Source organism: Streptomyces sp. ML-6 (genome assembly GCF_030116705.1).
GTDB lineage: Bacteria > Actinomycetota > Actinomycetes > Streptomycetales > Streptomycetaceae > Streptomyces.
Map to the genome: position 1 here is coordinate 1,920,570 of NZ_JAOTIK010000001.1, position 25,551 is coordinate 1,946,120.

Genomic DNA, 25,551 nt, shown 5'->3' on the forward strand with positions numbered 1-25,551 from the left:
CGGAGAGGGGCCGGGACCGGCCGGGGGGTGGGAGGGCGCGTCGGGGATGCGGTGCTGCGGCATTCCCCGACGGCTGCTGCCCCCCCAACTTAGCCCCGTCGGGGCTCAGCTCAGGACGAACACCGCCACCGTGCGTCCCGGTACGGTGAAGGTTCCCGAATTCCTCTCATACGTGGACTTCCTGACAGTAGAATCCGCGCCCTTGGCCTGGACGGGGTGCAGTGCGTACGGCTTCCCCGCCAGTTCGGCGACCTGCTGCGTCGTGGTGCCGGGGGCCGCGTTGAGGACGACCACCAGCTTCCCGAGCCGCATGGTGATCACGCCCGGCGTCTCGTCCTTCCCGGAGAGCGGGAAGGACAGGGCGGACTGCACCTGGCCGGTGGTGGCGAGGGAGAAGTCCGGCTCCGTGGAGCGGATGGTGAGCAGGTCCCGGTACGCGGCGGACGCGCCGTCGATCTGCGCGCAGCCGGGCCGGAGCGCCGCGTCGGCCAGCAGCGGCTTGGCGTGGGACCACTTGTCGGCGTTGTCGGCGGCCGGGGGCAGGCCGCGGCCGAAGCCGTTGCCGTCGCGGCAGTCCCAGTGCAGGGCGTTGAACCAGTCGCCGCTGTCGTAGGAGTTGCGGTCCAGGGACTTGGAGCGCAGCAGGTCGCTGCCCGCCTGGGAGAGCGCCGGTCCCTGGGAGAGGGTGGCCGTGGCCATCGCCAGGACCTGCATGCGGGCCCGGTCGGCCGCCGACGTGCCCGCCGGGAGCTTGAAGGCGAGCGTGTCGTACAGCGACTCGTTGTCGTGGGCGTCCGCGTAGGCGAGGGCGTCGCCGGGGGCGGCGGCGTATCCGGCGGGAGCGCCGTTGTAGTCGACCCCGGAGCCCTTGACCGTGCGGCCCGAGGAGTCGGTGAAGGTGTAGTCGGCGAGGTTGCCGGTGAGCCCGACCTTGATCAGGTCCTGGTAGTGCAGCAGCCGGGCCTTCTGTTCGGCCTTCGTGCCGTTGGCGGGCGAGGTGTTGGGGTCGGTGTAGAGGCCGCTGGCGAAGCCCTGCACGCCGGGGTCCTCGTCGAACGGGCCGCCGCCGCGCACCGCGTCGCGGGCCCGGTCGGAGAAGGTGGCGACGCCGGTGCCGGCCATGTTCTTCTGGGTGGCCTGGACGAAGCGGGCGTCGTCGGCGATCTCGCCGAAGTTCCAGCCCTCCCCGTACAGGACGATCCGCTTGCCGTCGACGCCGTCCTTCGCCATGGTCAGCGCGTCGAGGGCCTTGCGGACAGCGAGGATGTTGGCCTTGGGGTGGTGGCCCATCAGGTCGAAGCGGAAGCCGTCGACCTTGTACTGCTTGGCCCAGGTGACGACGGAGTCCACGACGAGCTTGCCCATCATGGTGTTCTCGGGCGCGGTGTTGGCGCAGCAGGTGGAGGTGGCGACGGTGCCGTCCGCCAGGAGCCGCTGGTAGTAGCCGGGCACGATCCGGTCGAGGACGGACTTGTCGTCCTGGCCGGCGGCGACGGTGTGGTTGTAGACGACGTCCATGACGGTCCGCAGCCCCGCGCCGTTCAGGCCCTGCACCATCTGCCGGAACTCGACGGTGCGCCGGGTGCCGTCGGGGTCGGAGGCGTAGGAGCCCTCCGGGACGGTGTAGTGCAGCGGGTCGTAGCCCCAGTTGTACCCGTCCTTCGCGGCGGCCTTCGCCACGCACGCCTGCTGCTCCTCGGAGTCGGGGGCATACACGGACAGGTCGCAGGCGGGCTCGGTGCGCCCGGACTTCTCCTCGGGGATGGTGCCGATGTCGAAGGCGGGCAGCAGGTGGACGTAGCTCGTGCCGGAGTCGGCGAGCTTCTTGAGGTGCTTCATCCCGTCGGAGCGGGTGTCGGTGAAGGCGAGGTATTCGCCGGGGTGCTTCGAGGTGCGGTCCGCGATCGAGAAGTCGCGGATGTGCAGTTCCTGGATCTGGGCGTCGCGCAGCGGGGTTGCAGCGGGCTTCTTCAGCCCGGACCAGCCCTTCGGGGCGAGCTGCGGGTCGGTGAGGTCGACGACGAGGCTGCGCGCGGAGTCGGTGGTCAGGGCGGTGGAGTAGGGGTCGGTGACCTTGTTGGTGACGAACTTCTGGACGGTGGGCGCCCAGACGTCCACCAGGTAGCGGTAGGGCCTGCCGGTCCAGCCCTTCGTGCCGGTGGCCGACCAGACGCCGGTGCGGTCGTCGCGGCGCATCGGCAGGGTGCGGCCGTCGAGTTCGAGGGCGACGGTGCGGGCGGTGGGGGCCCACACGGACAGGGTGGGGCGGCCCTTGCGGTCGAAGACCGGGCCGAGCGCGGCGTCGGCGGCGTTCTTCCCGTACAGGTCGTCGAGGACGCCGGCGGTCTGCACCCCGGTGGCGGCGAGCAGGGCGCCGTTGGCGGCGCGCTGGGTGGCGATCAGCTGGCCGCGCAGGGCCTCGCGGACGCGGCCCCGGTCCCGGGCGTCGACGGTGAAGGCGGGGTAGTCCTTGAGGTGCGGGTACTTCGCCTTCTGCGCGTCGGTGAGCGCGGACGGGGTGAGCCGCAGCCACTTGCCCTCGTCGCTCAGGGCGCCGTCGACGACGGAGATGCCGCCCTTCTCGGCGTGGACGAGCTGCTGGCTGGTGGCCTCGGTGGCCTTCACCTTCCACACGACGGTGTCGGCGTCGATCCACTGCGCCTCGGCCCTGGTGAGGTCGGGGGTGGGCACGCCGCCGGCCTGGGGCAGCAGGGGGGTGGAGGTTCCGGCGAGCAGCCAGACCTCGTTGCCGTGGGTGGCGAGGTCAAGGGACTGGTCGCTGGGGAGGTCCTTCTCGTCGCCCTTGTGCAGGATGTAGCTGAGCGAGGTGGCGCCGTCCACGAGCGGGACCTCGAAGGTGGCGCCGGAGGCGTCCTTCTTGACGGGCTGGAGCGGCTTCGCCCAGTCGGTGGGGTTCTTCGCGCCGGTCCAGGTGTGCAGGCCCCAGCCGTCGTAGTCACCGCCGGGCCGGTAGTAGTGCAGGACGGCCTTGGTGGTGTCCTGTGGCGGGTAGGCGCCGTCGGGGGCCTTGTCGGCCTGGCCGTCGCCGCCCTGCTCGATCCAGACCTCTCCGGTCCTGGCGAGTTCGACGGTGCGCTGCGGCCCGTCGGCGGTGCCGTCCTTCTCGACGGTGTACGGGAGGGTGGACGCGCCCTCTTCGAGCTTGATCCAGGCGAACGCGCCGTAGGCGTCGCGGCCGGTGAAGTCGGCCGCGGTGTCGCCGGAGCGGAGCTTCCAGCCGTCGTAGTCGCCGTCGGCGCGCTGGTAGTGGACGACGGCGTAATCGCGCTCGACGGCCACGGGCTTCGGCTCGGGGGGTGCCTGTCCGGCGGTGGTCGAGGCCGACGCGCTCGCGGTGCGTCCGGTGCGGTCGACGACGACCGCCTTGTAGCGCAGGGGTGTGCCGGCCCGCACCTCGTCGCCGAGGTGCTGGGTGACCTTGTACGGGGCGTGGTCGGCGGAGCCGAGCGTGACCCACTTGCCGTTGCCGGTCTGTGCGGCGAACACGACGCGGTTGAGCTGTCCGCCGGCCACGTCGGCGGACAGCTCGACGGTTCCGGTGGCTCCGGCGGCCGGGGCCTTCAGGGTGATCGAGGGCTTGGTGGCCGGGTCGCCCATCGCCTTCTGCGCGCGCAGCACGAGGCTGGACAGGGCGGGCACGGTGACGGTGATCTTCTTGTCGGCGCCGCTGCGGACGGTGTCCGAACCGCCGTACAGGGTGCGGAAGTCCGTGTTCGCCGTGCCGGTGGGCAGTTCGACGGTGCGCGGGGCGGTGCCGTTGTTGGCGGCGACGAGGTACTCGTACGGCTTCGCGGGGTCCGTGCGGGAGAAGGCGTACACGGGGCCCTCGGCGTACCGCTCGGTCTGGACTCCGTCGCGCAGGGCCGGGTGCTTGCGGGTGAGTCCGGAGAGCGCGGCGATGTTCCGGTACAGCGGGTGCTCCGGGTCGTACGCGTCGGAGGCGTGGGTGCGGCCGGTGCCCAGCTGCTCGTCGTCGAGGTAGTCGGCGGTCTTCGAGGCGAACATGGTCTGGCGGGCGTCCTTGTCGCCGCCGGCGCCGGTGAAGCCCTGTTCGTCGCCGTAGTAGACGACGGGGTTGCCCCGGCCGAGGAACATCAGTTCGTTGGCGAGGCGGGCCCGGTCGAGGAGTTCGGCGTCGTCGGCCTTCGGGTTGTCCTGCTTCAGGAACGTCCCGATGCGGCCCATGTCGTGGTTGCCGAGGAAGGTCACCTGCTCGTAGGCGTTGGCCTTGTCGGTGGTGTAGCGGTAGTCGTCGCCGAACACCGCGGCGAGCTTCCCGGCCGGGGCGCCCTGCGAGGCGTACTGGCGGGCCGCTTCCTGGAACGGGAAGTCGAGCGTCGCGTCGAGCCGGCCCCGGGTGACGTAGGGCGAGGTGACGGCGGTGTCGGAGGAGTAGACCTCGCCGAACATGAAGAAGTCGTCCCGGCCCCGCTTCGCCGCGTAGGCGTCGAGGGCGGTGGCCCACTGGGTCCAGAAGTCCAGGTCGACGTGTTTGACGGTGTCGACGCGGAAGCCGTCGATGTCGAAGTCGCGGACCCACTTCTCGTAGATCTTCGCCATGCCGGAGACGACCTCGGGGCGTTCGGTCCACAGGTCGTCGAGGCCGGAGAAGTCGCCGTACGTGGTGGACTCGCCGGCGTAGGTGGAGTCGCCCCGGTTGTGGTACATCGTCGGGTCGTTGAGCCAGGCGGGGACCTTTCGCCCGGTGTTCTTCGGGGTGTACGGGAACGAGTCCGCGTCCACCTTCGCCATGCCCTCGGCGTCGTCGAAGGGGCGGCCGTCCCGGTCCAGGTACGGGTAGGCGCCCTTGGGCCGGTAGCCGTAGGCCTTCTCGGCGTGGTCGACGGTGTCCGCGGTGTGGTTGGTGATGACGTCGAAGAAGACCTTCATGCCCTTGGCGTGGGCCTTGTCGATCAGCTTCGACAGGTCGGCGTCGGTACCGAAGTGCGGGTCCACCCGGGTGAAGTCGGTGATCCAGTAGCCGTGGTAGCCGGCCGAGGCGTCCTTGCCGGTGCCCTGGACGGGGCGGTTCTTGAAGATCGGGGCGAGCCAGATGGCGGTGGTGCCCAGGCCCTTGATGTAGTCGAGCCGGTCGGTCAGGCCCTTGAGGTCGCCGCCCTGGTAGAACCCCTTGTCCGTGGGGTCGTAGCCGGTCTTCGTGCGCGAACCGGTGAGCCCGCCGCGGTTGTTGGACGCGTCGCCGTCGGCGAACCGGTCGGGCAGGACGAAGTAGAACTGCTCGCGCGTCAGGTCGTGGCGGGCCGGTTCGCGGGCGAGTTTCGCGTCCGAGGGCGGGGACGGGGGTCTGGGCGCGGCGGACGCGGAGGCCGCCGGCACGACGGGCAGCAGTGCCGCGCACAGCGCGGCGACGACTCCCCGCCTCAGAGCCTGTCGGGTGGTTCGGGACACGGGCGGGTTCTCCTCGGGCTTTCAGGGGTGGGTGGTCCGGCGGTACGGGCCGGGGCCGGGCGTCTCGTGGCCCCGGCCCGTACCGGTCGGTGGGACGGGGCGGTGTCAGCCGCGCCAGACGTCGGCGGTCAGGGCGACGCGGCCGGAGGCGGGGACGGTGGCCGTGCGGTTGGCGCCGCTCTCCCAGGTGACGTTTCCGTTCGCGTCCGTGCGGACGTACTTGTACGCGAACGCCGTTCCGGCGGGCAGGGCGACGTCGAGCTTCCAGACGGGGTACGCCGCCGGGTCGAGCTTCGGCGCGGAGGCGGGGTTCCAGTTGCCGAGGGCGGGCTGGTCGCCGGTCACGTGGATGTTCTGGCCGGGCTGCGTGGTGGCGGTGACGCCGAAGGACGCGCCGGACTGTCCGGTGCCGCCGCCGTTGTCACCGCCCCCGTTGTCGCCGCCGCCGGTGCAGGTGCGGGCCCCGGCATGCAGGGCGAGGGCGGTGTTCGCGCCGAGGGTCGCGGTGAACTGCCCGGAACCGTTCACCGTGACGCCCTTGCCGGACTGGACGTCGCAGTAGTCGCCGGCGGGCAGCGAGGTCTGGAAGGTGCGGGTCAGCGCGGAGCCCTCGTGGTTGATCGCCACGTACGCCTTGGTGCCGCGGCCGAAGGCGATCCGGTCGCCGCCGTCGTCCCACCAGTCCGTGACGGCCTGGCCGCGCGCGGTGTTGCGGAAGCCGACCATGGAGGAGATCTCGCGCCAGGCGTGCTGGCACTTCCAGCCGTCGCTGTAACAGGCTTTCACGGTGCCGCCGTTGGGCGGGCCCGCGTCCTTGTCGGACCACTCGTAGCCGGAGTGGACGTCGGGCGAGCCGTACGGCCAGGCCAGCATGAAGACGTTGGCGAGGGTGTAGTCGGCGCCGTCCTTGTAGTTCAGGGTGTCGCCGCCGCGCTCGGTGTCGTGGTTGTCGACGAAGACCGCGGACCTGCCCGACTCCATGAAGCCCCAGCCCTCGCCGAAGTTCTTCAGGTGGGCGAGGTTCTCGTTCTTGAAGACCTGCTTGAGGCTGCGGGCGTAGCGGAACTCCTGGACGTCCCCGGTGCCGAGGTACTCCGAGGGCGATACGGCCTCGCCCGCGCCGTATATCGCCTCCTGCTTCCAGTGGACGTCCGGGTCGGCCAGCCGTGACTTGATGTTCGCCAGGTCGGCAGCGGGCATGTGCTTGGCGGCGTCGATGCGGAAGCCGTCCACGCCCAGGGAGCGCAGGTCGTCGAGGTAGGCGGCGATCCGGCCGCGGACGTGGTCCTCGCCGGTGTCCAGGTCGGCCAGGCCGACGAGTTCGCAGTTCTGGACGTTGGCCCGGTCGCCGTAGTCGCTGATCTGCGACTGGCAGTCGTTCATGTCGTCGGCCGAGTACAGGCCCGGGTAGCCGTACTTGGTGTACGAGGACCCGCCGGTGCCGGTGCCGGAGCCGGCCGACATGTGGTTGATGACCGAGTCGGCAACGACCTTCACCCCGGCGCTGTGGCAGGTGTTGACCATGTGGGCGAAGGAGGCGCGGTCACCGAGCCGTCCGGCGATCTTGTAGCTGACCGGCTGGTACGAGGTCCACCACTGGCCGCCCTGGATGTGCTCCTGCGGGGGCGAGACCTGGACGAAGCCGTAGCCGGCGGGGCCGAGGATGTCCGTGCACGCCTTGGCCACGGAGTCGAACTTCCACTCGAAGAGAACGGCGGTGACGTCCTTGTCGCCCGGCGTGGCCGCCAGGGCGTTCGGGGCGGGGATCACGAGAGCGGCGGCGCCTGCGGACAGGGCGAGCGCTGCGGACAGTGCTCTGCGTGCCATGTTTCCTCCTGCTGTGGGGGGAAATGCGGGTGACGGTGCAGCCTCACGTGGCAACGCGCCCTGCCCTCAAGGCTCTGAATGTTCTTGCTGCAAGAATGCAAACCTTGCCGCGACGCAGACCGTACGAGCCCACCCGCCCCTGGTCAACCCTTTGGACACCGTCCGCTCACATCCAGGAAATACAGCAGTTTTCTCCCCGCAAGGACTTACGCAAGACATTGCAACGCTGTTACGTTTCTCCCAGCTCCGGTCCGGCCGGCCGGGGGCTCCGGCGATCCCGGGCCCCACGCGCCCGGCCGGCCGGGCCGGTCACAGAACAAGAGGGGCACCGGAGGTCGCACTCCCCGCCGGCCCGACCGGGCCGACTTCCGGTGCTCCTCCTGTGCGCGTGTCCGCACACCGGCCCCCGCGCACCGGGCGCCGCCTAGGATCACCTCCCATGCGCAGCAGTCGCCCCCTGACCGGGCGCGGACGCGTGTTCGTCCGCGTCGCCATCGCCTTCGTCCTGCTCGTCTCGCTCGGCGGCGGGCTCGGCCTGGCCGTCGAGGGCTTCGAGGGGCGGGCGGCCCTGCGCGCCGGCCCGGTGGGCTCGCTGGTGCCCACGGACCGCACGTGCGGCAAGGAGTCCTGCACCTGGATCGGCACCTTCACCAGCGCCGACGGGGCCGTCACCGCCCACGATGTCGAGCTGAGGGACGCCACCGACGTGGGGCGCGGCGCTCCCGCCCCGGCCCGGATCGACGGAGTCCGGCTCGCCGAGGACGCCGGGGCCGCCTACACCGCCGACTACGCCTGGCACGGCCCCGTCGTCAACGGCGCCGTCCTGGCCCTGGTGGGCCTCGCGGTGGCGACCGGGCTCGTCCTGATGCTGCGCCGCCACCGCACCACCGCCGCGTCCGCGCGGACGGCCGGGTACGCGTAAGGGCCGGGTCTCCCCTCCGGACCCGGCCCCCGCCCGCACCGCGTCACGCGCCGCGCAGTGCCGCCGTGGAGCCGCGCACCACCAGCTCCGGCTGGAACACGTACTCCGTGCGCTGCACCGGGCTGCCGCCTATCTCCTCCAGCAGGGCCCCCACCGCCGCCGAGGCCATCGCCTGCACGGGCTGGCGCACCGTCGTCAGCGGCGGATCGGTGAACGCGATCAGCTGCGAGTCGTCGAAGCCGACCACCGACACGTCGCGCGGCACGTCCAGCCCCCGGTCGCGGGCCGCGCGGACCACGCCCAGCGCCATCAGGTCGCTGCCGCAGACGATGCCGGTGCAGCCCCGGTCGAGCAGCGCCCCGGCCGCGACCTGGCCGCCCTCGACGCTGAACAGCGTGGAGCAGACCAGGAGTTCGGCCTCCGCACGGTCCATGCCCAGCAGCTTCACGGCGGCCTCGACGAAGCCCTCGCGCTTGCGGCGGGAGGGCACGTAGCGCTGCGGCCCGATCGCCAGCCCGACCCTGCTGTGGCCGAGGTCGGCGAGGTGCCCGACGGCCATCCGCACGGCGGCGGCGTCGTCGGGCGAGACGAACGGCGCGCTGATCCGCTCGTTGCAGCCGTTGATCAGGACGAACGGTACGCCGCGCTCGGTGAGCGCGGCGTACCTGGCCGGGTCGGCCGACAGGTCGGCGTGCAGCCCGGAGATGAAGACGATCCCGCCGACGCCGCGCTCGACGAGCTGCTCGACGAGTTCGTCCTCGGTGGCGCCGCCGGGCAGCTGGGTGCAGAGCACCGGGGTGTAGCCGTGCCCGGCCAGCACCTGCTCGACGGACTGCGCGAACGCCGGGAAGATCGGGTTGATGAGTTCGGGCGTCACCAGTCCGATCAGCCCGGCGCTGCGCTGCCGCAGCCGTAGCGGACGTTCGTAGCCCAGGATGTCCAGCGCCGCGAGCACCCGCTGCCGGGTGGCATCCGAGACGCCCGGTTTCCCGTTCAGCACCCGGCTGACGGTCGCCTCGCTGACCGCTGCCTGGCCGGCGATGTCCGAGAGCCTCGGAGCACCGCCGGCCGCGGGGCCGCTCCTGGACAGGGGGACCGTCACACCGTCCACCACACCGTGGTGTCCGCGGGCAGCTCGATCCCGTCGCCGTCGGTGAGGACCGGGGCGCTGGACAGCAGGACGGTGCCGCGCACCGGGACGCGCACCGGGCGGTCCGTCGTGTTGACGGTGCAGACGAAGCCGGGGCGGGCGAGGACCAGCACTCCCTCGGGGGCCGCCGGCCACTCCACCGATGTTCCGGCGCCCAGCCCGGGGTGCGCCCGGCGGGCGGCGATCGCGGCCCGGTACAGCTCCAGCGTGGAGCCGGGCACGCCGGTCTGCGCCTCGACGCTCAGCTCGCCCCAGCCGTCGGGCTGGGGCAGCCAGCTGCCGCCGTCGCCGAAGCCGTACGAGCTGCCGCCGCGGGTCCACGGGATCGGCACCCGGCAGCCGTCGCGGAAGCCGTCCTGGCCCTCGGCGCGGAAGAACGACGGGTCCTGGCGGACCTCGTCGGGCAGGTCGGTGACGTCGGGCAGGCCGAGTTCCTCGCCCTGGTAGATGTAGGCGGAGCCGGGCAGGGCCAGCATCAGCAGGGTGGCGGCGCGGGCCCGGCGCAGGCCCAGCTCGCGGTCGCCGGGGGTGCGGATCTGGGTGCCGAGGCCGGGCGGGTTGGCGAACCGGGTGGCGTGCCGGGTCACGTCGTGGTTGGAGAGCACCCAGGTGGTGGGGGCGCCGACCGGGCGCATCGCGTCGAGCGAGGAGTCGATGACCTCGCGGAGCTCGGCGGCGTTCCAGGCGGTGGAGAGGTACTGGAAGTTGAACGCCTGGTGCATCTCGTCGGGCCGCACGTAGTTGGCGGTGCGCTCGACGGTGGGGGTCCACGCCTCGGCGACCAGGATCCTGGCGCCGGGGTACTCGTCGAGGATGGTGCGCCAGGAGCGGTAGATCTCGTGCACCCCCTCCTGGTCGAAGAACGGCATGACGTCGTTGCCGAGCAGCTTGAGCTGGTCGCGGCTGCCGAGGTCGGGCAGGCCCTCGGCCTTGACCAGGCCGTGGGCGACGTCGACCCGGAAGCCGTCGACGCCCATGTCGAGCCAGAAGCGCAGGATGGAGCGGAACTCGTCGGCGACGGCCGGGTGCTCCCAGTTGAAGTCGGGCTGCTCGGGCGCGAAGAGGTGGAGGTACCAGTCGCCGGGGGTGCCGTCCGGGTCGGTGGTCCGGGTCCAGGCGGGCCCGCCGAAGACGGACTCCCAGTCGTTGGGCGGCAGTTCGCCGTTCTCCCCCTTGCCGGGGCGGAAGTGGTAGCGCTCGCGCAGGGCGGAGCCGGGGCCCTCGGCGAGGGCGCGCCGGAACCACTCGTGCCGGTCCGAGGAGTGGTTGGGCACCAGGTCCACGATGATCCGCAGGCCCAGTTCGTGGGCGTCCCGGATCAGCCCGTCGGCGTCCATCAGGGTGCCGAACATCGGGTCGATGTCACGGTAGTCGGCGACGTCGTAGCCCGCGTCGGCCTGCGGGGAGGCGTAGAACGGGCTGAGCCAGACCGCGTCCACACCGAGGTCCTTGAGGTACGGGAGTCTGGCCCGGACGCCGGCGAGGTCGCCCATGCCGTCGCCGTTGCCGTCGGCGAAGCTCCGTGGGTAGACCTGGTAGATCACCGCGTCCTGCCACCAGCCGGTCTGGTGGGCCGGAGCGTCGGCGGACGTGCCGGTGGAGGGGGCAGCGAGGTGCTGGGTCATGTCGTCCCTGGGGTGTCTGGGTGGGGGCGGCGCCGGGTCCGGGGTCGGAGACCGGCGGCCGCCGTGACTTGGTGCGTGCGGGGCGTACGGGCGTGCCGGGCGGGGGTCAGCCCTTGACGGCTCCGGCGGACATGCCGGTGACCAGGTGGCGCTGGGCGAAGAGGAAGACCAGGGCCGCGGGTATCGCGATCAGTACGGAGGCCGCGGTCATGGGGCCCCACTGGGCTCCGTACTGGTTGACGAACTTCTGCAGTCCGCCGGCGAGCGTCAGGTTCTCGTCGCCGACCATGAAGGCGGAGGCGTACGCCACCTCGCCCCAGGCGGTGATGAAGGAGTAGAAGGCGGTGACGGCGAGACCGGGCTTGGCGAGCGGCAGGATCAGCCGCCAGAAGGTGCCGAACGGGGTCAGGCCGTCGACCTGTCCGGACTCGTCGATCTCGCGCGGGATGGTGTCGAAGAAGCCCTTCATCATCCAGGCGCAGAACGGCACCGAGATGGTGAGGTAGGTGATGACGAGTCCGGCGGGCTGGTTGATCAGGCCCATGCCCGACATGATGTTGTAGATCGGCACGATGAGGACGGCGACCGGGAACATCTGGGTGACCAGCAGGGTCCACATCAGCCCGCGCTTGCCGGGGAAGCGGAAGCGGCTGACGGCGTAGCCGGTGGTCGCGGAGACGAAGACGCCGAGGACGGTGGTGAGTCCCGCGATGACCACGGAGTTGCCGAACCAGGTCAGGAACTCGGTGTCCCGGATCAGGTTCGTGTAGTTCTCGAACGTCGTCTCTTTGAAGAAGTCGGTCGTCGTGGCGTACTTCGCCGGCTTCAGCGAGGTCAGCAGGACCCAGAGCACCGGGAAGACCGCGATGACGGACGCGGCGATCAGGGTGAGGTGCAGGGCCACGGAGGCGGCCGGGGAACGCTCCCCGCGGCGCCGGGGCCTGCGGGCGGAGTGCCGGACGGTGGTGGTCGGGGCGGCGGTGGTCACCAGTTGTCTCCCTGCGTGCGGAGCACTCGCCGGTAGACCACGGCGAAGAGCATCAGGAGGACGAGGATCAGCACGCCCCAGGTGGAGGACTGCGCGAAGTCGCGCGGGCTGATCTCGAAGGAGAATTTGTACGCCTGGGTCACCAGGATCTGGGTGGACTCGCCCGGACCGCCCCTGGTCAGCAGGAAGATCACCGGGAACATGTTGAACGTCCAGATGGTGGAGAGCAGGGTCACCGTGGCGGAGACCGGGCGCAGGCCGGGCAGGGTGACGTGGCGGAAGCGCTGCCAGGCGGTCGCGCCGTCCATCTCGGCGGCCTCGTACTGCTCGGCGGGTATGGACTGCAGGCCGCCGAGCAGGGCCACCATGATGAAGGGGACGCCGAGCCAGACGTTGACGGCGATGACGGAGAACTTGGCCCAGGTGGGGTCGTTCAGCCACGGGACGCCGTCGATCCCGGCGCCGCCGAGGATCTTGTTGAGCAGGCCGCGCTCCTCGTTGTAGAGGAAGCGCCAGGCGAAGACGGAGACGAAGCCGGGGATGGCCCAGGGCAGGATCAGGGCCATCCGGTAGACGGAACGGCCGGCGATCCTTCGGTTGAGGATGTTGGCGAGGGCCATGCCCAGGCAGAAGGTGATGCCCACGCAGGAGACCGTCCACACCAGCGTCCAGCCGAGCGTGCCGAGGAACTGGTCACCGGTCAGGGCGTCGGCGTAGTTGTCCAGCCCCACGAACTCGTAGGTGGCGGGCAGCTCGTTGACACCGATGGACCGGGCGACGTTGCGTTCGTTGGCGTCGGTCAGCGACAGCCAGATACCGCGGACCAGGGGGTAGCCGATGATCACGCCGATCACGACGACGACCGGGGCGACCATGGTCCAGGCGTACCAGTGGACCGACAGGGCCCGCCGGAGCCTGCTCGGCGGCGGGGGGTTGCCAGTACCGCGGCTCCGGCCGCGGGCGACGTCGTCGCCCGCGGCCTTCGCCACCGACTGGCTGGTGTGGACAGCCATCAGCCGGCCTGCCTTCCTGGGTTACTTCCAGCCCTCGAGGAGCTTGCGGTAGGAGTCGCCGGTCGCCTTGGCCGCCTTCTCCGGAGTGGTCTGGCCGGTGAGGACCTTGGTGTACTCGGTGTTCAGCGGGGCGAAGAGGCTGCCGGTCTCCGGGATCCAGGGACGCTCGACGGCGGTCTCCACGACCGGCTTGAAGAACTGGACGATCTCGCTGTCCACGGCCTGCTGCCTGCCGTACGCGGAGGTGCGGGTCGGGAGCAGGTTCAGCTCGCCGGCGACCTGCGCCTGGGACTCCACCGAGGTCATGTACTCGACGAAGGCGTAGGAGGCGTCCAGGTTCTTGGAGCCCGCGTAGACGGCCAGGTTGTGGCCGCCCTGCGGGGCGCCCTGCGCGACGGAGCCGGCCGGGACCGGGGCGATGCCCAGGTTCCCCTTGTCGGAGAACTCCTTGCCGGTCAGCGTGTCGGTGACGGCCCAGGGGCCGTTGATCATCATCGCGACGTCGCCGTTCTTGAACGACTGCATCATGTTCTCCCAGCCGTCCGTGGCGTCGGTCTTGGCCGCCCCGGAGTCGACGAGGTCCTTCACGACGCCGAACGCCTTGACGCCCGCCGCGTTGTCGACGGTGATCTCCTTGTCGGCCGCGGCGACCAGGTCGCCGCCCTCGCCGTACAGGAAGGACAGGAAGTAGTACGAGTCGTCGCCGCGCAGGTAAAGACCGGTCTTGCCGGTCTTCTTCTTGATCTTCTTGGCGACGGACTTCAGGTCGGCGATGTTCGCGGGCGGCTCGACGCCGGCGTCCTTGAACATCTTCTTGTTGTAGAAGATGCCCATGGAGTCGATGACCTGCGGCACCGCGTACGTCTTGTCCTTGTACTTGGTGGAGGCGGCGGCCTGCTTCAGGAAGTCGTCCGGGTTCTTCAGCGCGGCGGTGCCGTCGAGCGGGGCCAGGTAGCCGAGGTCGGCGAACTCGGGGGTCCAGGCGACCTCGGAACGGATGACGTCCGGAGCGCCGGAGCCGGCCTGCGCCGCGTTCTTGAACTTGTTCTGCGCGTCACCGAACGGGACGTTGACGTACTTCACGTCGACCTTCGGGTGCTTCTTCTCGAAGCCCTCGGCGATCTTCTTGAAGACCTTGTCCTCGCTGCCGACGTTCGAGGTGTCCCACCACGTCACGGTGCCGGAGAGCTCGCCCGACCCCTTCGTGCCGCCGGACTCGTCGTCGCTGCCGCAGGCGGTCGCCGCGAGCGCCAGGGCCGCGACCAGGGCGGTGGCCGTTATGCCACGTCGCATCTGAACTCCTTCAACTGCCGTACCGCTCCGTCGCGGCGCCGGGTCGACGAGAACGTAACAAGGATGAAAGAACACCGAAAGAGTTTGCGGAAGATTTCTGCAAGCCCCGGCGATCGTTACATTCGCGTGTCCTCACGGTTGCCGTCAAGACCCTTGACTGCGGCAGTCCGATCCTGGTGTCTCCTGGCCATGGGCCGCCGCATCGCGGTACGACGATCCGATCACCGCCTGCAAACCGGGGCTGCAAGAGCTTGCAACACGTTGCCGCAGGGCCACCCGGCCCGCGGTATGGCTCCGGGGTCCGGTCGGCCGGGCGCACGGGCCCCGGGGGCGCGGGAGGGGCACGGCGGGGGCTCCGGAGGGGCACGGCGGGGGTGCAGGAGGGGCGCGGCCGCCCGGTTCATGGCCCTGGTGGGCAATCCGACACACGCCCGGTACAGTCCACTTCCATGACCGCACGGCTTGCCGATATCGCAACTCAGGCGGGGGTCAGCGAAGCGACGGTCAGCCGTGTACTGAACGGCAAGCCCGGTGTTGCAGCGGCCACCCGTGAATCCGTCCTCGCCGCGCTCGACGTCCTCGGTTACGAGCGGCCCGTACGCCTGCGCAGGCGCAGCGCGGGGCTCGTCGGCCTGATCACCCCCGAGCTGGAGAACCCGATCTTCCCGGCGCTGGCCCAGGTCATCGGCCAGGCGCTGACCCGGCAGGGCTACACCCCGGTGCTGGCGACCCAGACCCCCGGCGGCTCCACCGAGGACGAGCTGACCGAGATGCTGGTCGACCGCGGCGTGGCGGGCATCATCTTCGTCTCCGGGCTGCACGCCGACACCTCGGCCGACATGCAGCGCTACGAGCAACTGCGCGCCAAGGGTGTCCCGTTCGTCCTGGTCAACGGCTTCTCGCCGAAGGTCCAGGCCCCGTTCATCTCCCCGGACGACCGGGCCGCGATGCGGCTCGCGGTGACGCACCTGGTGTCGCTGGGCCATCAGCGGATCGGCCTGGCGGTCGGACCCAAGCGCTTCGTGCCCGTGCTGCGCAAGATCGAGGGCTTCCGCTCCACCGTGCGCGAGCAGTTGGGCATCGGGCCGGACGAGGTGGAGGAGCTGATCCAGCACTCGCTGTTCACCCTGGAGGGCGGCCAGGCCGCGGCGTCGGCGCTGATGGAGCGGGGCTGCACGGCGGTGGTGTGCGCGAGCGACATGATGGCGCTCGGCGCGATCCGGGCCGCCCGCCGGCTGTCGCTGGAGGTGCCGCGCGACCTGTCGGTGGTCGGCTACGACGACTCGCCGCTCATAGCGTTCACCGATCCGCCGCTGACCACGATCCGGCAGCCGGTGACGGCGATGGGCCAGGCCGCCGTGCGCACCCTCCTGGAGGAGATCGGCGGCACCCCCGCCCCGCACAGCGAGTTCGTCTTCATGCCCGAACTCGTCGTCCGGGGTTCGACGGCGGCCGGTCCCGGGGCCGCCCCGGGCTCGTCCGCCGGACCCGTTCCAGGGTCGCACGCCCGCTCCTGAACCGCAGCTCCGCCGCCGGGAAGCGGGCCGGGACCGGGGCCGGGAAGCGGTGCCGCGCCCTCCCCGGCCGGGCCGTGCGGCGTGCGGCCCGGACCCGGCAGGGGGGTCGTCGGGCGAAGAAGTCTTTTCTGGCAGACTCTGTGCCTATGGGTGAATCGAGAGTGACGTCACAGGAAGGCCGGGCAGAGGCCACCCCGTCACCCATCGCGGACGAGGCGGCCCCCTCGGCGAACGCGGGACCCGTCACCGGACGGCGCAACAGCGGCCCGGTGCGACTGCGGTCCCTGCGTTCCCCCCGCCGGCCACGCATCTGGTTCGAAATCCTGCTGATCGCGGCCAGTTACTGGATGTACTCGCTGGTGCGCAACGCCGTCCCGGAGCAGAAGGCCGAGGCCCTGCGCAACGCCGACTGGATCTGGGCGGTCGAGAAGCACCTGGGGATCGCGGTGGAACAGACGGTCAACCACGCGGTGAACTCCGTGACATGGCTGATCGTCTCGATGAACTACTACTACGCGACACTGCACTTCGTCGTCACCATCTGCGTGCTGGTGTGGCTGTTCCGCCGTCACCCCGGCCGGTACGCGGCGGCCCGGCTGGCCCTGTTCATGACCACGGGGGTGGCCCTGATCGGCTACTACCTGTACCCGTTGGCGCCGCCGCGCCTGATGAACGGCGGCGGGTTCGTCGACACCGTCCTCGTCCACCACACCTGGGGTTCGATGGCCTCGGGCAACTTCAAGAACATGTCGAACCAGTACGCGGCGATGCCGTCGATGCACATCGGCTGGTCGCTCTGGTGCGGCCTGATGATCTTCGCGCTGGCCACCGCGCCCTGGGCCCGCATCCTGGGCCTGCTCTACCCGGCGGCCACCCTGGTCGTGATCGTGGCGACCGCCAACCACTTCTGGCTGGACGCGCTGGGCGGCATGGCGTGCCTGGCCGTCGGCTTCCTGATCTCGTACGCCTGGTACGACTCGCTGCCGCACCACCTCCCGAAACGGGTGCAGCCACCGGGCACGGAGGTGCGGGCGGTCTGCCTGTCCGCCGGTGTGCCGGCCGGGACGCGGCGCCCGACGGTGGATGCGGCGGCGCGCGATTCGGGCCCGTGGGGCGGCTGACCACGCCCGTACCCGTGGAGCGACCGGCCGCGCTCCGTACCGGTGAGACGGTCGACCACGCTCCGCGAGAGGTCCCTCACGCCCCGTAGAACCGCTCCTCCACCACTGCCCTGGCCCGTCGGGTGATCCGCCGGTAGTCGTCCAGCATGTCCCCGACGTGCCCCGGCTCGTAGCCCAGGTACCGCCCCACCGCGGTGAGTTCGCGGGGTCCCGTGGGGAACGTGTCACCCGGTCGGCCCCGTACCAGCATCACCGCGTTGCGGACCCGGGTGGCCAGCACCCACGCCTCGTCCAGCGTCTGCGCGTCCTCCACGGAGATCAGCCCGGCCGCGCAGGCCGCGGCCAGGGCCTCGCGGGTGCGGGTGGTCCGCAGCCCCGGTTCCACCCAGCCGTGCTGCATCTGCATCAGCTGGACCGTCCACTCGACATCGCTCAGGCCGCCGCGCCCCAGTTTGGTGTGGAGCGTCGGATCGGCGCCGCGCGGCAGCCGTTCGGACTCCATGCGGGCCTTCAGCCGGCGGATCTCACGGACCGCGTCCTCCCCCAGCCCCTCCATCGGGTAGCGCAGCGGATCGACCAGGTCGACGAACTCGCGTCCGAGTTCCGCGTCGCCCGCGACCGGTTCGGCGCGCAGCAGGGCCTGGCTCTCCCAGACCAGCGACCAGCGCCGGTAGTACGCCTCGTAGGACCCCAGCGTACGGACCATCGGCCCGTTCCTGCCCTCCGGCCGCAGGTCCGCGTCGATGATCAACGGCGGGTCGGCGGTGGGCAGCTGGAGCAGCCGGCGCATCTCGGACACCACCGCGTTCGCGGCGCGGGCCGCCTCCTGCTCGTCGACGCCCTCGCGCGGGGAGTGCACGAACAGCACGTCGGCGTCGGATCCGTAGCCGAGTTCGTGGCCGCCGAAGCGGCCCATGCCGATGACCGCGAACCGGGTGGGCAGGGTGTCCCCCCACTGCTCGCGCACGGCGGCGCGCAGGGCGCCCGCGATCGTGACGGCGTTCAGGTCGGTGACCGCGCCGCCGACCCGGTCGACGAGGGCCCCCGGGTCCTCCTCGGCGGGGTTGTCCTCCGTGCCGTACGAATCGATCAGGTCCCCGGCCGTGGTCCGGAACAGCTCGCGCCGCCGCACCCCGCGCACCACCGCGACCGCGGTCTCGGCGTCGTCCGCGCGCCCCACCGCGGCCAGCACCTCCTGTTCCAGGTGCTCCCGGGTGCGCGGCTTCAGCCCCTGCGGGTCGCCGAGCAGCGCCACCGCCTCCGGGGCCCGCAGCAGCAGGTCGGGGGCGAGCCGGCCGGCCGACAGCACCCGGGCGAGGTTCTCCGCCGCCGCGCCCTCGTCCCGCAGCAGCCGCAGGTACCAGGGGGTCTTGCCCAGCGCGTCGGACACCTTGCGGAAGCCGAGCAGCCCGGCGTCCGGGTCGGCGGAGTCCGCGAACCAGCCGAGCAGCACCGGCAGCAGGGTGCGCTGGATGGCGGCCTTGCGGGACACCCCGGACGACAGCGCCTCCAGGTGCCGCAGCGCGGCGGCCGGGTCGGCGTAGCCGAGGGCTTCGAGCCGGTGCCCGGCCGCCTTCGCGCTGAGCCGGGACTCGCCGGGGCCGAGCTGGGCGACGGCGTCGAGCAGCGGCCGGTAGAACAGCTTCTCGTGCAGCCGCCGCACCACGGAGGCGTGCCGCTTCCACGCCTGGTTGAGCTCGGTGATCGGGTCGGTGCGCATCCCCAGGGAACGGCCGAGCCGCCGCAGGTCCGGGGCGTCCTCGGGAACCAGGTGGGTGCGACGCAGCCGGTGGAGCTGGATGCGGTGCTCCATGGCGCGCAGGAAGCGGTAGGCGTCGTCGAGCTGCGCGGCGTCCACCCGGCCCACGTAGCCGCCCGCGGCGAGCGCGTGCAGGGCCTCCAGCGTGGTGCCGCTGCGCAGGGTGGAGTCGCTGCGGCCGTGCACCAACTGGAGGAGCTGCACGGCGAATTCGACGTCCCGCAGTCCGCCGGGGCCGAGCTTGAGTTCGCGCTCGACGCGGTCGGCGGGGATGTTGTCGACGACGCGGCGGCGCATCTTCTGCACGTCGGGGACGAAGTTCTCGCGGTCGGCGGCCTGCCACACGAGCGGGGCGACGGCCTCGACGTACTCCGCGCCCAGCTCGGGGTCGCCGGCCACCGGGCGGGCCTTGAGCAGGGCCTGGAACTCCCAGGTCTTGGCCCAGCGCTGGTAGTACGCGAGGTGCGAGGAGAGGGTACGGACGAGGGGGCCGTTGCGGCCCTCGGGGCGGAGGTTGGCGTCGACCGGCCAGATGGTGCCCTCGACCGTCGTGTCGGAGCAGATCCGCATCATGTGCGCGGCCAGCCGGGTGGCGGCCCGCAGGGCCTCGTTCTCCTCGTGGCCGTCCACCGGTTCCGCGACGAAGATGACGTCGACGTCGGAGACGTAGTTCAGTTCGTGCCCGCCGCACTTGCCCATCGCGATGACGGCGAGCCGGCACTGCGCGGCGTCGGCGGGCGCCGCCGTCCGGGCGATGGCGAGGGCCGCCCGCAGGGTCGCGGTGGCCAGGTCGGCGAGTTCGGTGGCGGCCTCGGCGACGTCCGTGGTGCCGCACACGTCACGGGCCGCTATGGCCAGCAGGCACCGCCGGTAGGCGACGCGCAGCGAGTCCGGGTCGTCGGCCCCGGCGAGCCCCAGCTCGAACTCGGGCACGCCGGGGTGCAGGTCGGTGGCCTCGTAGGTGACGAGCGCCTGCCAGTCGTGGGGGTGGCGGGCGAGGTGGTCGCCGAGCGCCTCGGAGGCGCCGAGCACCCCGAGCAGCCGGTCCCGCAGCGGTTTGGCGGTGACGAGCGTGTCCAGGAGGATCTGCCGCTCGTCCGGCTCCTCGGCCTCCACCAGCCGGACCAGGCCCCGCAGGGCCAGATCGGGGTCGGCGGTCGCGCCGAGGGCTTCGAACAGGACCGGGTCGGAGCGCACGGAGGACAGCTCCGGCAGGTCGAGGAGCCGCTCGGCGGCGGCGGGGTCGGTGAAACCGTGCCGCAGCAGTCGGGTGAATGTGCTGCTCCTGCGCCCCGGCACCGTCGTCATCGCGTGCTCTCCTGCTCGCCGTCCACACCATTCAGCGTTCCGAGCCTAGCCCGTGTCCGGGAATCGCCGCCCGCCGCGCGAGGGCCGACCCGGCCGGTCCGGCCGGTCGGGAGCGGGTGCGTGGTCCGCGCTTCCCGGGCACGATCACTGTGGGGGACCAGACCGGGAGGACCGCATGTCCGGATTCGAACCCTTCGCCGAGCTGAACGCCGACTTCAGCGACGAGAACGCGACGGCCTGCCCGTGGTCCGTGGCGAAGGAGTTGCTGACCGGGGCGGAGCTGTACTGGCTTTCCACGGTCCGTCCCGACGGCCGCCCCCACGTCACTCCGCTGATCGGGGTGTGGTCGGACAACGCGCTGTACTTCGCCACGGGCGCGGCGGAGCGCAAGGCCCTCAACCTGGGCGCCAACCCCGCCGTGGTGGTGACGACGGGCGTCAACACCCTGTCGGAGGGGGTCGACGTGGTGGTCGAGGGGCGGGCGGAGCGGGTGCGGGAGACGGACCGGCTGAGCGGGCTGGCCGGGCAGTGGGAGGCGAAGTACGGCCCCCGGTGGCACTTCGACGTCGAGGACGGCACGTTCGTGAACGCGGGGCACTCGGCGCTGGTGTTCGAGGTGCGGCCCCACAAGGCGTTCGGTTTCGGCAGGGGCGACCACTACAGCCAGACCCGGTGGCGGTTCAGCTGACCCGGTCCGGGCCCGGGGCTCGGACCCGGACCGGTGGCCGGCGCGGGGTGGCTGCGGCCCCGTGCCGGACCCCGGTGACCGGGTCGGGCCCGTCAGTGCCCGGTGGAGGGCGGGAGGGCCGGGCGGGTCGCGACGACGACGGTCGCGTACCGCTCCTCGGAGGTGACCACGCGCGGGATCAGACCGCTGCGGGCCACGGTCTCCTCGGCCCGCGCCGCCTGCCGTTCGCTCGTCTCGACCAGCAGGTGCCCGCCCGGGGCCAGCCAGCGCGGGGCCTCGGCGGCGACCCGGCGCAGGACGTCGAGGCCGTCCGCGCCGCCGTCGAGCGCCACCCTCGGTTCGTGGATGCGGGCCTCGGGCGGCAGCAGTTCGACGTCCTGGGTCGGTACGTACGGCACGTTGGCCAGCAGGATCTCCACCCGGCCGCGCAGCGCGGCGGGCAGCGGGTCGAAGAGGTCGCCCTCGTGGACGCGGCCCACTGCGCCGAGGTTGCGGCGGGCGCAGCGCACGGCGGCGGGTTCGACGTCGCAGGCGTGCAGTTCGACCCGGCCCAGCTTCGCGGCGAGCGCGGCGCCGAGGGCTCCCGAGCCGCAGCAGAGGTCGACGACGACCGCCTCGGGGCCGGCGAGTGCGGCGGCCCGTTCCACCAGGAACTCGGTGCGGCGGCGGGGTACGAAGACGCCGGGGTCCACGGCGATCCGCAGACCGCTGAACTCGGCCCAGCCGAGGACGTGTTCCAGGGGGAGTCCGGCGGCCCGCCGTTCGACCATGGCCGCGAGGCTCGCGGGGTCGGGGGCGGTGGAGACGATCAACTCCGCCTCGTCCTCGGCGAATACGCAGCCTGCGGCGCGGAGCGCGGTGACGACGGCGGGGAGGGAGAGCGGTGGGGCGATGGTCGACATGGGAGCGGAGCCTTTCGGGGAAGCCGATGGGCGCTCCGCGGTCGACTACCTGGGGCCGACGCGACCCTGCGGGGTGAGCACCCGTTCTGATCCAGCGGTAATGGGTCTCACCTCCTCGGTCGTGGTCCCCCGTGGTGGGGATGCGTCACCTTACCCCATGCCCCGGCCGGTTCCCGCCGAGCCGGTCGAGGCGGTCCTCGACCGGATGTCCTGACGGTTCGACGGCACGGGACGACGGCGGGGGCGGCACCGCGCTCGGTGCCGCCCCCGCCGTGGTCGCCGTCCGTGCGTCCGTGGGCTCGGCTCAGCGCGTCGTCGTGGTCGCCACCGCCACCGGTGACGAGCCGCCCTTCACCGCCATGCGGGGCTTGCCCGTCCCGTCCGCCGGTACGGTCCAGACGTCGCTCTTCCGACCGGATTCGCCCGGCAGTCCGTAGGCGAGCGTGTCGTCGTCCAGCCAGGCCGCCTGGTCGTCGACGCTGCGTTCCTCCGCGAGGGGTGTCTCGCGCATGGTCCGCAGGTCGAGCACGTACAGCCGCCAGGGCGCGGCCACGTCGTCGGAGACCTTCTTCTTGAAGGCCAGCCGGGTGTTGTCGGGCGACAGGGAGGGGCACTCGACGTTCTGCCGCAGCGCCTTCGCCGACCAGTCCCGCATGTTCCCCTCGACGAGGTACGTGCGGCCCTTGGTGGAGACGGTCGCGTAGAAGCGGTTGTCGTCGCGGGCGAAGGTCACCCCCCAGTAGTTGACGTCGGGGGCGTGGTAGCGGGCGCCGTCGATGGTGAGGGGGAGGGTCTCGATGGACTTGATGAGGTAGCCGGTGCGCAGGTCGAGGATGGCGGTGCGGGTCGAGAAGGCCGTGGTGGCGTACGAGTCGCCGGTCGTGAACACCGTCCAGGACAGCATCCGCCCGGAGGCGGAGACCCGGGCCCGGTTGGGAATGCCCGGCACGGTGATCCGGCGCTTCTCGCGCAGCCGACGGTCGAGGACGATCGCCTGCGTCCTCGGCAGCACCCCGGGCTTGGCCCGCAGACAGAGCGCGCCGTCGCCGGAGGCGTAGAACCGGTCGCAGGCGGGTCCGCCGGGGGTGCGGGCCTCGGTGGCGGAGGTGCGGGCCGCGGTGGCGGGGGCCATCGGCCGGTGCGCGACCCGGCCGGTGTCGGTGTCCCGGAAGTACAGGGCGGGCCCGTCGAGCACGAACGAGGCGTCGGCCTCGGCCTGTCCGCCCCCCGTCCGGCGCTCCGCGTGCATCACGTACCCGACGGAGCCGCCCGTGAGGAGCAGCACCGCGGCCACCACGACGGCGATGCGGGCCCGGGGCCCCAGCGGGGCCGCGGGGCGCGGGAACCTGATTCTCATGCGGTCCGCCTCTCGGAGTTCCGGTTTCCCGGCTCCGCGGGAGCCGGGGAGTCGTGCGGGGTGCGCGGGGTGCGCGGCAGCAGTGCCCAGCCGGCCGCGAGTGCGGCGAGCAGGACCGCCGTCGCCGTCCACAGCGCGGGGCCCTCCCCCCACAGCGTCCACGCGGCGCCGAAGCCCGCCGCGGCGAGCATCCGCGCCAGGGCCTGGCCGGTCTGGAGCAGCGCGAGTCCGCCCGCCCTGCCGTCGGCGGGCAGGACGGGCCCGGCGAGGGCCATCAGCACCCCGTCGGTGGTGGCGTAGAAGACGCCCAGCAGGACGAGGACGGGGGCCAGGAGCAGCAGGGCCGGTCCGCCGAAGGGGGCGAGGAGGGTGGCGTACACGCCGAGCAGCGCGAGGTGCCCGTACAGGAACGGCAACCGCCGTCCGACCCGGTCCGCGATCCGGCCCGCCGGGATCGCGAGCAGCAGGTAGCAGGCCGCCGCGCCGAGCGGCAGCAGCGGGAACCAGCCGACGGGGAGGTCGAGGCGGCGCTGGAGCAGGAGGTAGACGAAGGAGTCCCCGATGGTCGCGGCGCCGAGCAGGGCGGCGGCCGCGAGGATGCGCCGGAAGGCGGGGTCGCGGAGCGCCTCGAACATCTTGCGGGTGCGCCGGGCCGGTTTCACCGGCGGCGCCGGGGGGTGGCCGGGCACGTACAGGACCAGGAGCAGCACCCCGAGCAGGCCGATGCAGAAGCTGACGACGAACACCGCGTCGTAGGCGTCCGCGGTGACCCAGAGCAGGGCGAACGCGGCGAGCGGGCCGAGCAGCGCGCCGGTGGTGTCCATCGCCCGGTGCACGCCGAAGGACCGGCCGAGCGTCTCGGGCGGGCTGCTCAGGGTGATCAGCGCGTCGCGGGGCGCCGTGCGGATGCCCTTGCCGACCCGGTCGGTGGCCAGGGCCGCCGCGATGCCCGCGGTGGCGCCGCCCGCGAGGAGCAGGCCGAGCCGGGAGAGGGCGGAGAGGGCGTAGCCGAGGCCGGCAACCTGTTTGTGTCCGCGCCCGCGGTCGGCGGCGTGTCCGCCGAGCAGCCGCACGATGGCCGCGGCGCCGTTGAACAGGCCGTCCAGGAAGCCGAATTGGAGGGGGGAGAGACCCAGTCCGAGGACCAGGTAGAGCGGCAGCACCGCGGTGACCATCTCGGAGGAGATGTCGGTGACGAGGCTGACCGTGCCGAGTGCGAGGACGGTGCCGGGGACGCGTCGGCCCGCTCCGCCGGTGCGGGGCGGGGCCGGCGCGTCCCGGTGCCCTGTGGTGGCCAGGTACATCAGTGGCAGGAGTACTTCGGTCCGGCGTCCTTGACCTTGCCGTCGGTGCCGACGTAGCTCCAGGTGTAGTCGGTGTCGGTGAAGTCCAGCTTCAGGACGCCGTATTCACCGCTGATCCGCTTCTGGCTGTTGGGCTGGACCTCCTCGATGGGGTACGGCTCGGCGCCGCCCATCCCGCCGATGATCTCGGTGATGCCGTCCGCGGTGACCTTGCCGTCGGGGTTCTGCGGGGCGAAGCGCTCGTAGTGGTGGTCGTGCCCGTTGAGCACGAGGTCGGCCTTGGCGCCGTACAGGAGCTTCCAGACCGGCCGGCTGACCGGGTCGTTGCCGTGGCCGCCCGAGGAGTACAGCGGGTGGTGCCAGATCGCGGCGATGCACGCCTTGCTGTTCTTGGCGAGGTCGGCCTTGAGCCAGTCGATCTGGGCGCTCTGGTCGAAGGAGTTGGAGTCGAGGGCGATGAAGTGCCAGTTGCCCTCGTCGAAGCTGTAGTAGCTCTTGCCCTGGGGGTAGGCGATCGAGCCGTAGTACGCCTTGTAGCCGGCCAGCGAACCGGCCGGGTCGTACGTCTCGTGGTTGCCGGGCACCGGGTGCGTCTTGTTCTTGAAGACGCCCCAGGTCTTGTCGTAGTAGGCGCGGTAGTCGGAGATCCGGGCGTCGTCGTACTGGTTGTCGCCCATCGTCAGATAGAACTTGGGGTTGAGCTTCTGGGCCAGCGCGGCGGTCTTGGGGTGGGCGCAGTCGCTGTCGGAGGCGGTGCACTGGGCGGCGATGTCACCGGCGGCGACCACGGTGAAGGCCCCGGTGGGCTGGGGCGTTTCGCCGAGGGTGCCGTACACCTCGACCTCGTACAGCGAGTAGCCGTAGGAGGTGCCGCGCGCGGTGCCGTACACGCGCAGGTAGCGGCCCTTGCCGGTGAGGGAGGACCACTCGTCGGTACCGCCGTCGCCGGCCGTCTCGGCGGCGAGCCGGGTCCAGCTGGTGCCGTCGGCGGAGACCTCGATCCGGTACGCCTCGGCGTAGGCGTCCTCCCAGTCCAGCCGCACCCGCGTGATGTCGGCGGGGGCCCCGAGGTCGACGCTCAGCCACTGCGGGTCCTCGCCCTCGGCGCTGGCCCAGCGGGTGTCGGGGTCGCCGTCGAAGGCGTTCTGCGGACCGTACTGGGAGTCCTCCTCGGAGGACGAGGTGGCGGTCTTGCCGCGCGAGATGAGCGGGTCCTCGGCGGCGCCGGCCCGGTCGGGGTGGGCGAATGTCAGGCTGCCGGCGAGCAGCAGCACGGCGGCGACGACCATGCCGACCGTACGGCGCTTCGCGGGTGGGGTGAGGGGAACTGAGCCGTTCGGGTGCATC

The 25,551-nt window shown here is 71.9% G+C and carries 16 protein-coding genes; 4 read left to right on the forward strand and 12 right to left on the reverse strand.

What is annotated here, in order from left to right; genetic code table 11:
* Positions 1 to 105: 105 nt before the first annotated feature.
* Both pulA and OCT49_RS08485 read right to left on the reverse strand, forming a co-directional pair.
* On the reverse strand, positions 106 to 5,430 hold the full coding sequence (gene pulA, locus OCT49_RS08480; RefSeq protein ID WP_283851273.1) for a pullulanase-type alpha-1,6-glucosidase: 5,325 nt from the start codon (positions 5,428 to 5,430) through the stop codon (positions 106 to 108).
* 105 nt (positions 5,431 to 5,535) lie between these two features.
* On the reverse strand, positions 5,536 to 7,257 hold the full coding sequence (locus tag OCT49_RS08485; RefSeq protein ID WP_283851274.1) for a carbohydrate-binding module family 20 domain-containing protein: 1,722 nt from the start codon (positions 7,255 to 7,257) through the stop codon (positions 5,536 to 5,538).
* 439 nt (positions 7,258 to 7,696) lie between these two features.
* On the opposite strand from OCT49_RS08485, the gene OCT49_RS08490 reads away from it, so the two are divergent.
* Positions 7,697 to 8,179, forward strand: a complete 483-nt coding sequence (locus OCT49_RS08490; RefSeq protein WP_283851275.1) for a hypothetical protein — start codon at positions 7,697 to 7,699, stop codon at positions 8,177 to 8,179.
* A gap of 43 nt (positions 8,180 to 8,222) precedes the next feature.
* Here OCT49_RS08490 and OCT49_RS08495 read toward each other — a convergent pair whose 3' ends face one another.
* The 5 genes from OCT49_RS08495 to OCT49_RS08515 form a co-directional block, all read right to left on the reverse strand.
* A complete protein-coding gene (locus OCT49_RS08495; RefSeq protein WP_283851276.1) occupies positions 8,223 to 9,293 on the reverse strand; it encodes a LacI family DNA-binding transcriptional regulator in 1,071 nt (356 codons plus the stop codon).
* Complete coding sequence (locus tag OCT49_RS08500; protein ID WP_283851277.1) at positions 9,278 to 10,954, reverse strand: glycoside hydrolase family 13 protein; 1,677 nt, start codon at positions 10,952 to 10,954, stop codon at positions 9,278 to 9,280. Before OCT49_RS08500 ends, OCT49_RS08495 begins: the two co-directional genes overlap by 16 nt.
* Before the next feature lie 106 nt (positions 10,955 to 11,060).
* Entirely contained in the window at positions 11,061 to 11,942 is an 882-nt protein-coding gene (locus OCT49_RS08505; protein WP_283851278.1) for a sugar ABC transporter permease, read from the reverse strand.
* On the reverse strand, positions 11,939 to 12,955 hold the full coding sequence (locus tag OCT49_RS08510; RefSeq protein ID WP_283851279.1) for a carbohydrate ABC transporter permease: 1,017 nt from the start codon (positions 12,953 to 12,955) through the stop codon (positions 11,939 to 11,941). Before OCT49_RS08510 ends, OCT49_RS08505 begins: the two co-directional genes overlap by 4 nt.
* Positions 12,956 to 12,976: 21 nt before the next feature.
* Positions 12,977 to 14,248 carry an extracellular solute-binding protein gene (locus OCT49_RS08515; RefSeq protein WP_283851280.1) on the reverse strand — a complete coding sequence of 424 codons (1,272 nt, stop codon included), beginning with the start codon at positions 14,246 to 14,248 and terminating at the stop codon, positions 12,977 to 12,979.
* 449 nt (positions 14,249 to 14,697) lie between these two features.
* Here OCT49_RS08515 and OCT49_RS08520 point away from each other — a divergent pair, with 449 nt between their 5' ends.
* Together OCT49_RS08520 and OCT49_RS08525 are read left to right on the forward strand one after the other, a co-directional pair.
* The gene (locus OCT49_RS08520; RefSeq protein ID WP_283851281.1) at positions 14,698 to 15,765 is read left to right on the forward strand and encodes a LacI family DNA-binding transcriptional regulator; all 1,068 of its coding nucleotides are present in this window, start codon (positions 14,698 to 14,700) and stop codon (positions 15,763 to 15,765) included.
* Between the two features lie 146 nt (positions 15,766 to 15,911).
* The gene (locus OCT49_RS08525; RefSeq protein ID WP_283851282.1) at positions 15,912 to 16,886 is read left to right on the forward strand and encodes a phosphatase PAP2 family protein; all 975 of its coding nucleotides are present in this window, start codon (positions 15,912 to 15,914) and stop codon (positions 16,884 to 16,886) included.
* Between the two features lie 76 nt (positions 16,887 to 16,962).
* Here the strand turns inward: OCT49_RS08525 and OCT49_RS08530 are convergent, their stop codons facing one another.
* A complete protein-coding gene (locus tag OCT49_RS08530; RefSeq protein WP_283851283.1) occupies positions 16,963 to 19,953 on the reverse strand; it encodes a bifunctional [glutamine synthetase] adenylyltransferase/[glutamine synthetase]-adenylyl-L-tyrosine phosphorylase in 2,991 nt (996 codons plus the stop codon).
* Between the two features lie 175 nt (positions 19,954 to 20,128).
* On the opposite strand from OCT49_RS08530, the gene OCT49_RS08535 reads away from it, so the two are divergent.
* Complete coding sequence (locus tag OCT49_RS08535) at positions 20,129 to 20,641, forward strand: pyridoxamine 5'-phosphate oxidase family protein (RefSeq protein WP_283851284.1); 513 nt, start codon at positions 20,129 to 20,131, stop codon at positions 20,639 to 20,641.
* Between the two features lie 92 nt (positions 20,642 to 20,733).
* On the opposite strand, the gene OCT49_RS08540 is transcribed toward OCT49_RS08535, so the two are convergent.
* The 4 genes from OCT49_RS08540 to OCT49_RS08555 all read right to left on the reverse strand — a co-directional run bounded on the left by OCT49_RS08540 (position 20,734) and on the right by OCT49_RS08555 (position 25,550).
* Entirely contained in the window at positions 20,734 to 21,543 is an 810-nt protein-coding gene (locus OCT49_RS08540; protein ID WP_283851285.1) for a putative protein N(5)-glutamine methyltransferase, read from the reverse strand.
* A 304-nt stretch (positions 21,544 to 21,847) separates the two neighbouring features.
* Positions 21,848 to 22,900 carry a TolB-like translocation protein gene (locus tag OCT49_RS08545; protein ID WP_283851286.1) on the reverse strand — a complete coding sequence of 351 codons (1,053 nt, stop codon included), beginning with the start codon at positions 22,898 to 22,900 and terminating at the stop codon, positions 21,848 to 21,850.
* Positions 22,897 to 24,204: an MFS transporter gene (locus OCT49_RS08550; protein WP_283851287.1), complete on the reverse strand. Its 1,308-nt coding sequence runs from the start codon at positions 24,202 to 24,204 to the stop codon at positions 22,897 to 22,899. The genes OCT49_RS08545 and OCT49_RS08550 overlap by 4 nt, the downstream gene beginning before the upstream one ends.
* Positions 24,204 to 25,550 (reverse strand): discoidin domain-containing protein, encoded by a 1,347-nt coding sequence (locus tag OCT49_RS08555; protein WP_283851288.1) that lies wholly within the window; start codon positions 25,548 to 25,550, stop codon positions 24,204 to 24,206. The genes OCT49_RS08550 and OCT49_RS08555 overlap by 1 nt, the downstream gene beginning before the upstream one ends.
* Position 25,551 lies beyond the last annotated feature (1 nt).

What these genes read in the sequence shown, in the direction of transcription:
- OCT49_RS08535 (WP_283851284.1), top strand. Translation starts at nt 20,129, where the DNA reads ATGTCCGGATTCGAACCCTTCGCCGAGCTGAACGCCGACTTCAGCGAC.
- OCT49_RS08520 (WP_283851281.1), top strand. Translation starts at nt 14,698, where the DNA reads ATGACCGCACGGCTTGCCGATATCGCAACTCAGGCGGGGGTCAGCGAA.
- OCT49_RS08555 (WP_283851288.1), bottom strand. Translation starts at nt 25,550, where the DNA reads ATGCACCCGAACGGCTCAGTTCCCCTCACCCCACCCGCGAAGCGCCGT.
- OCT49_RS08525 (WP_283851282.1), top strand. Translation starts at nt 15,912, where the DNA reads ATGGGTGAATCGAGAGTGACGTCACAGGAAGGCCGGGCAGAGGCCACC.
- OCT49_RS08485 (WP_283851274.1), bottom strand. Translation starts at nt 7,257, where the DNA reads ATGGCACGCAGAGCACTGTCCGCAGCGCTCGCCCTGTCCGCAGGCGCC.
- OCT49_RS08545 (WP_283851286.1), bottom strand. Translation starts at nt 22,900, where the DNA reads ATGAGAATCAGGTTCCCGCGCCCCGCGGCCCCGCTGGGGCCCCGGGCC.
- OCT49_RS08510 (WP_283851279.1), bottom strand. Translation starts at nt 12,955, where the DNA reads ATGGCTGTCCACACCAGCCAGTCGGTGGCGAAGGCCGCGGGCGACGAC.
- OCT49_RS08540 (WP_283851285.1), bottom strand. Translation starts at nt 21,543, where the DNA reads ATGTCGACCATCGCCCCACCGCTCTCCCTCCCCGCCGTCGTCACCGCG.
- OCT49_RS08515 (WP_283851280.1), bottom strand. Translation starts at nt 14,248, where the DNA reads ATGCGACGTGGCATAACGGCCACCGCCCTGGTCGCGGCCCTGGCGCTC.
- OCT49_RS08500 (WP_283851277.1), bottom strand. Translation starts at nt 10,954, where the DNA reads ATGACCCAGCACCTCGCTGCCCCCTCCACCGGCACGTCCGCCGACGCT.
- OCT49_RS08550 (WP_283851287.1), bottom strand. Translation starts at nt 24,204, where the DNA reads ATGTACCTGGCCACCACAGGGCACCGGGACGCGCCGGCCCCGCCCCGC.
- OCT49_RS08490 (WP_283851275.1), top strand. Translation starts at nt 7,697, where the DNA reads ATGCGCAGCAGTCGCCCCCTGACCGGGCGCGGACGCGTGTTCGTCCGC.
- OCT49_RS08530 (WP_283851283.1), bottom strand. Translation starts at nt 19,953, where the DNA reads ATGACGACGGTGCCGGGGCGCAGGAGCAGCACATTCACCCGACTGCTG.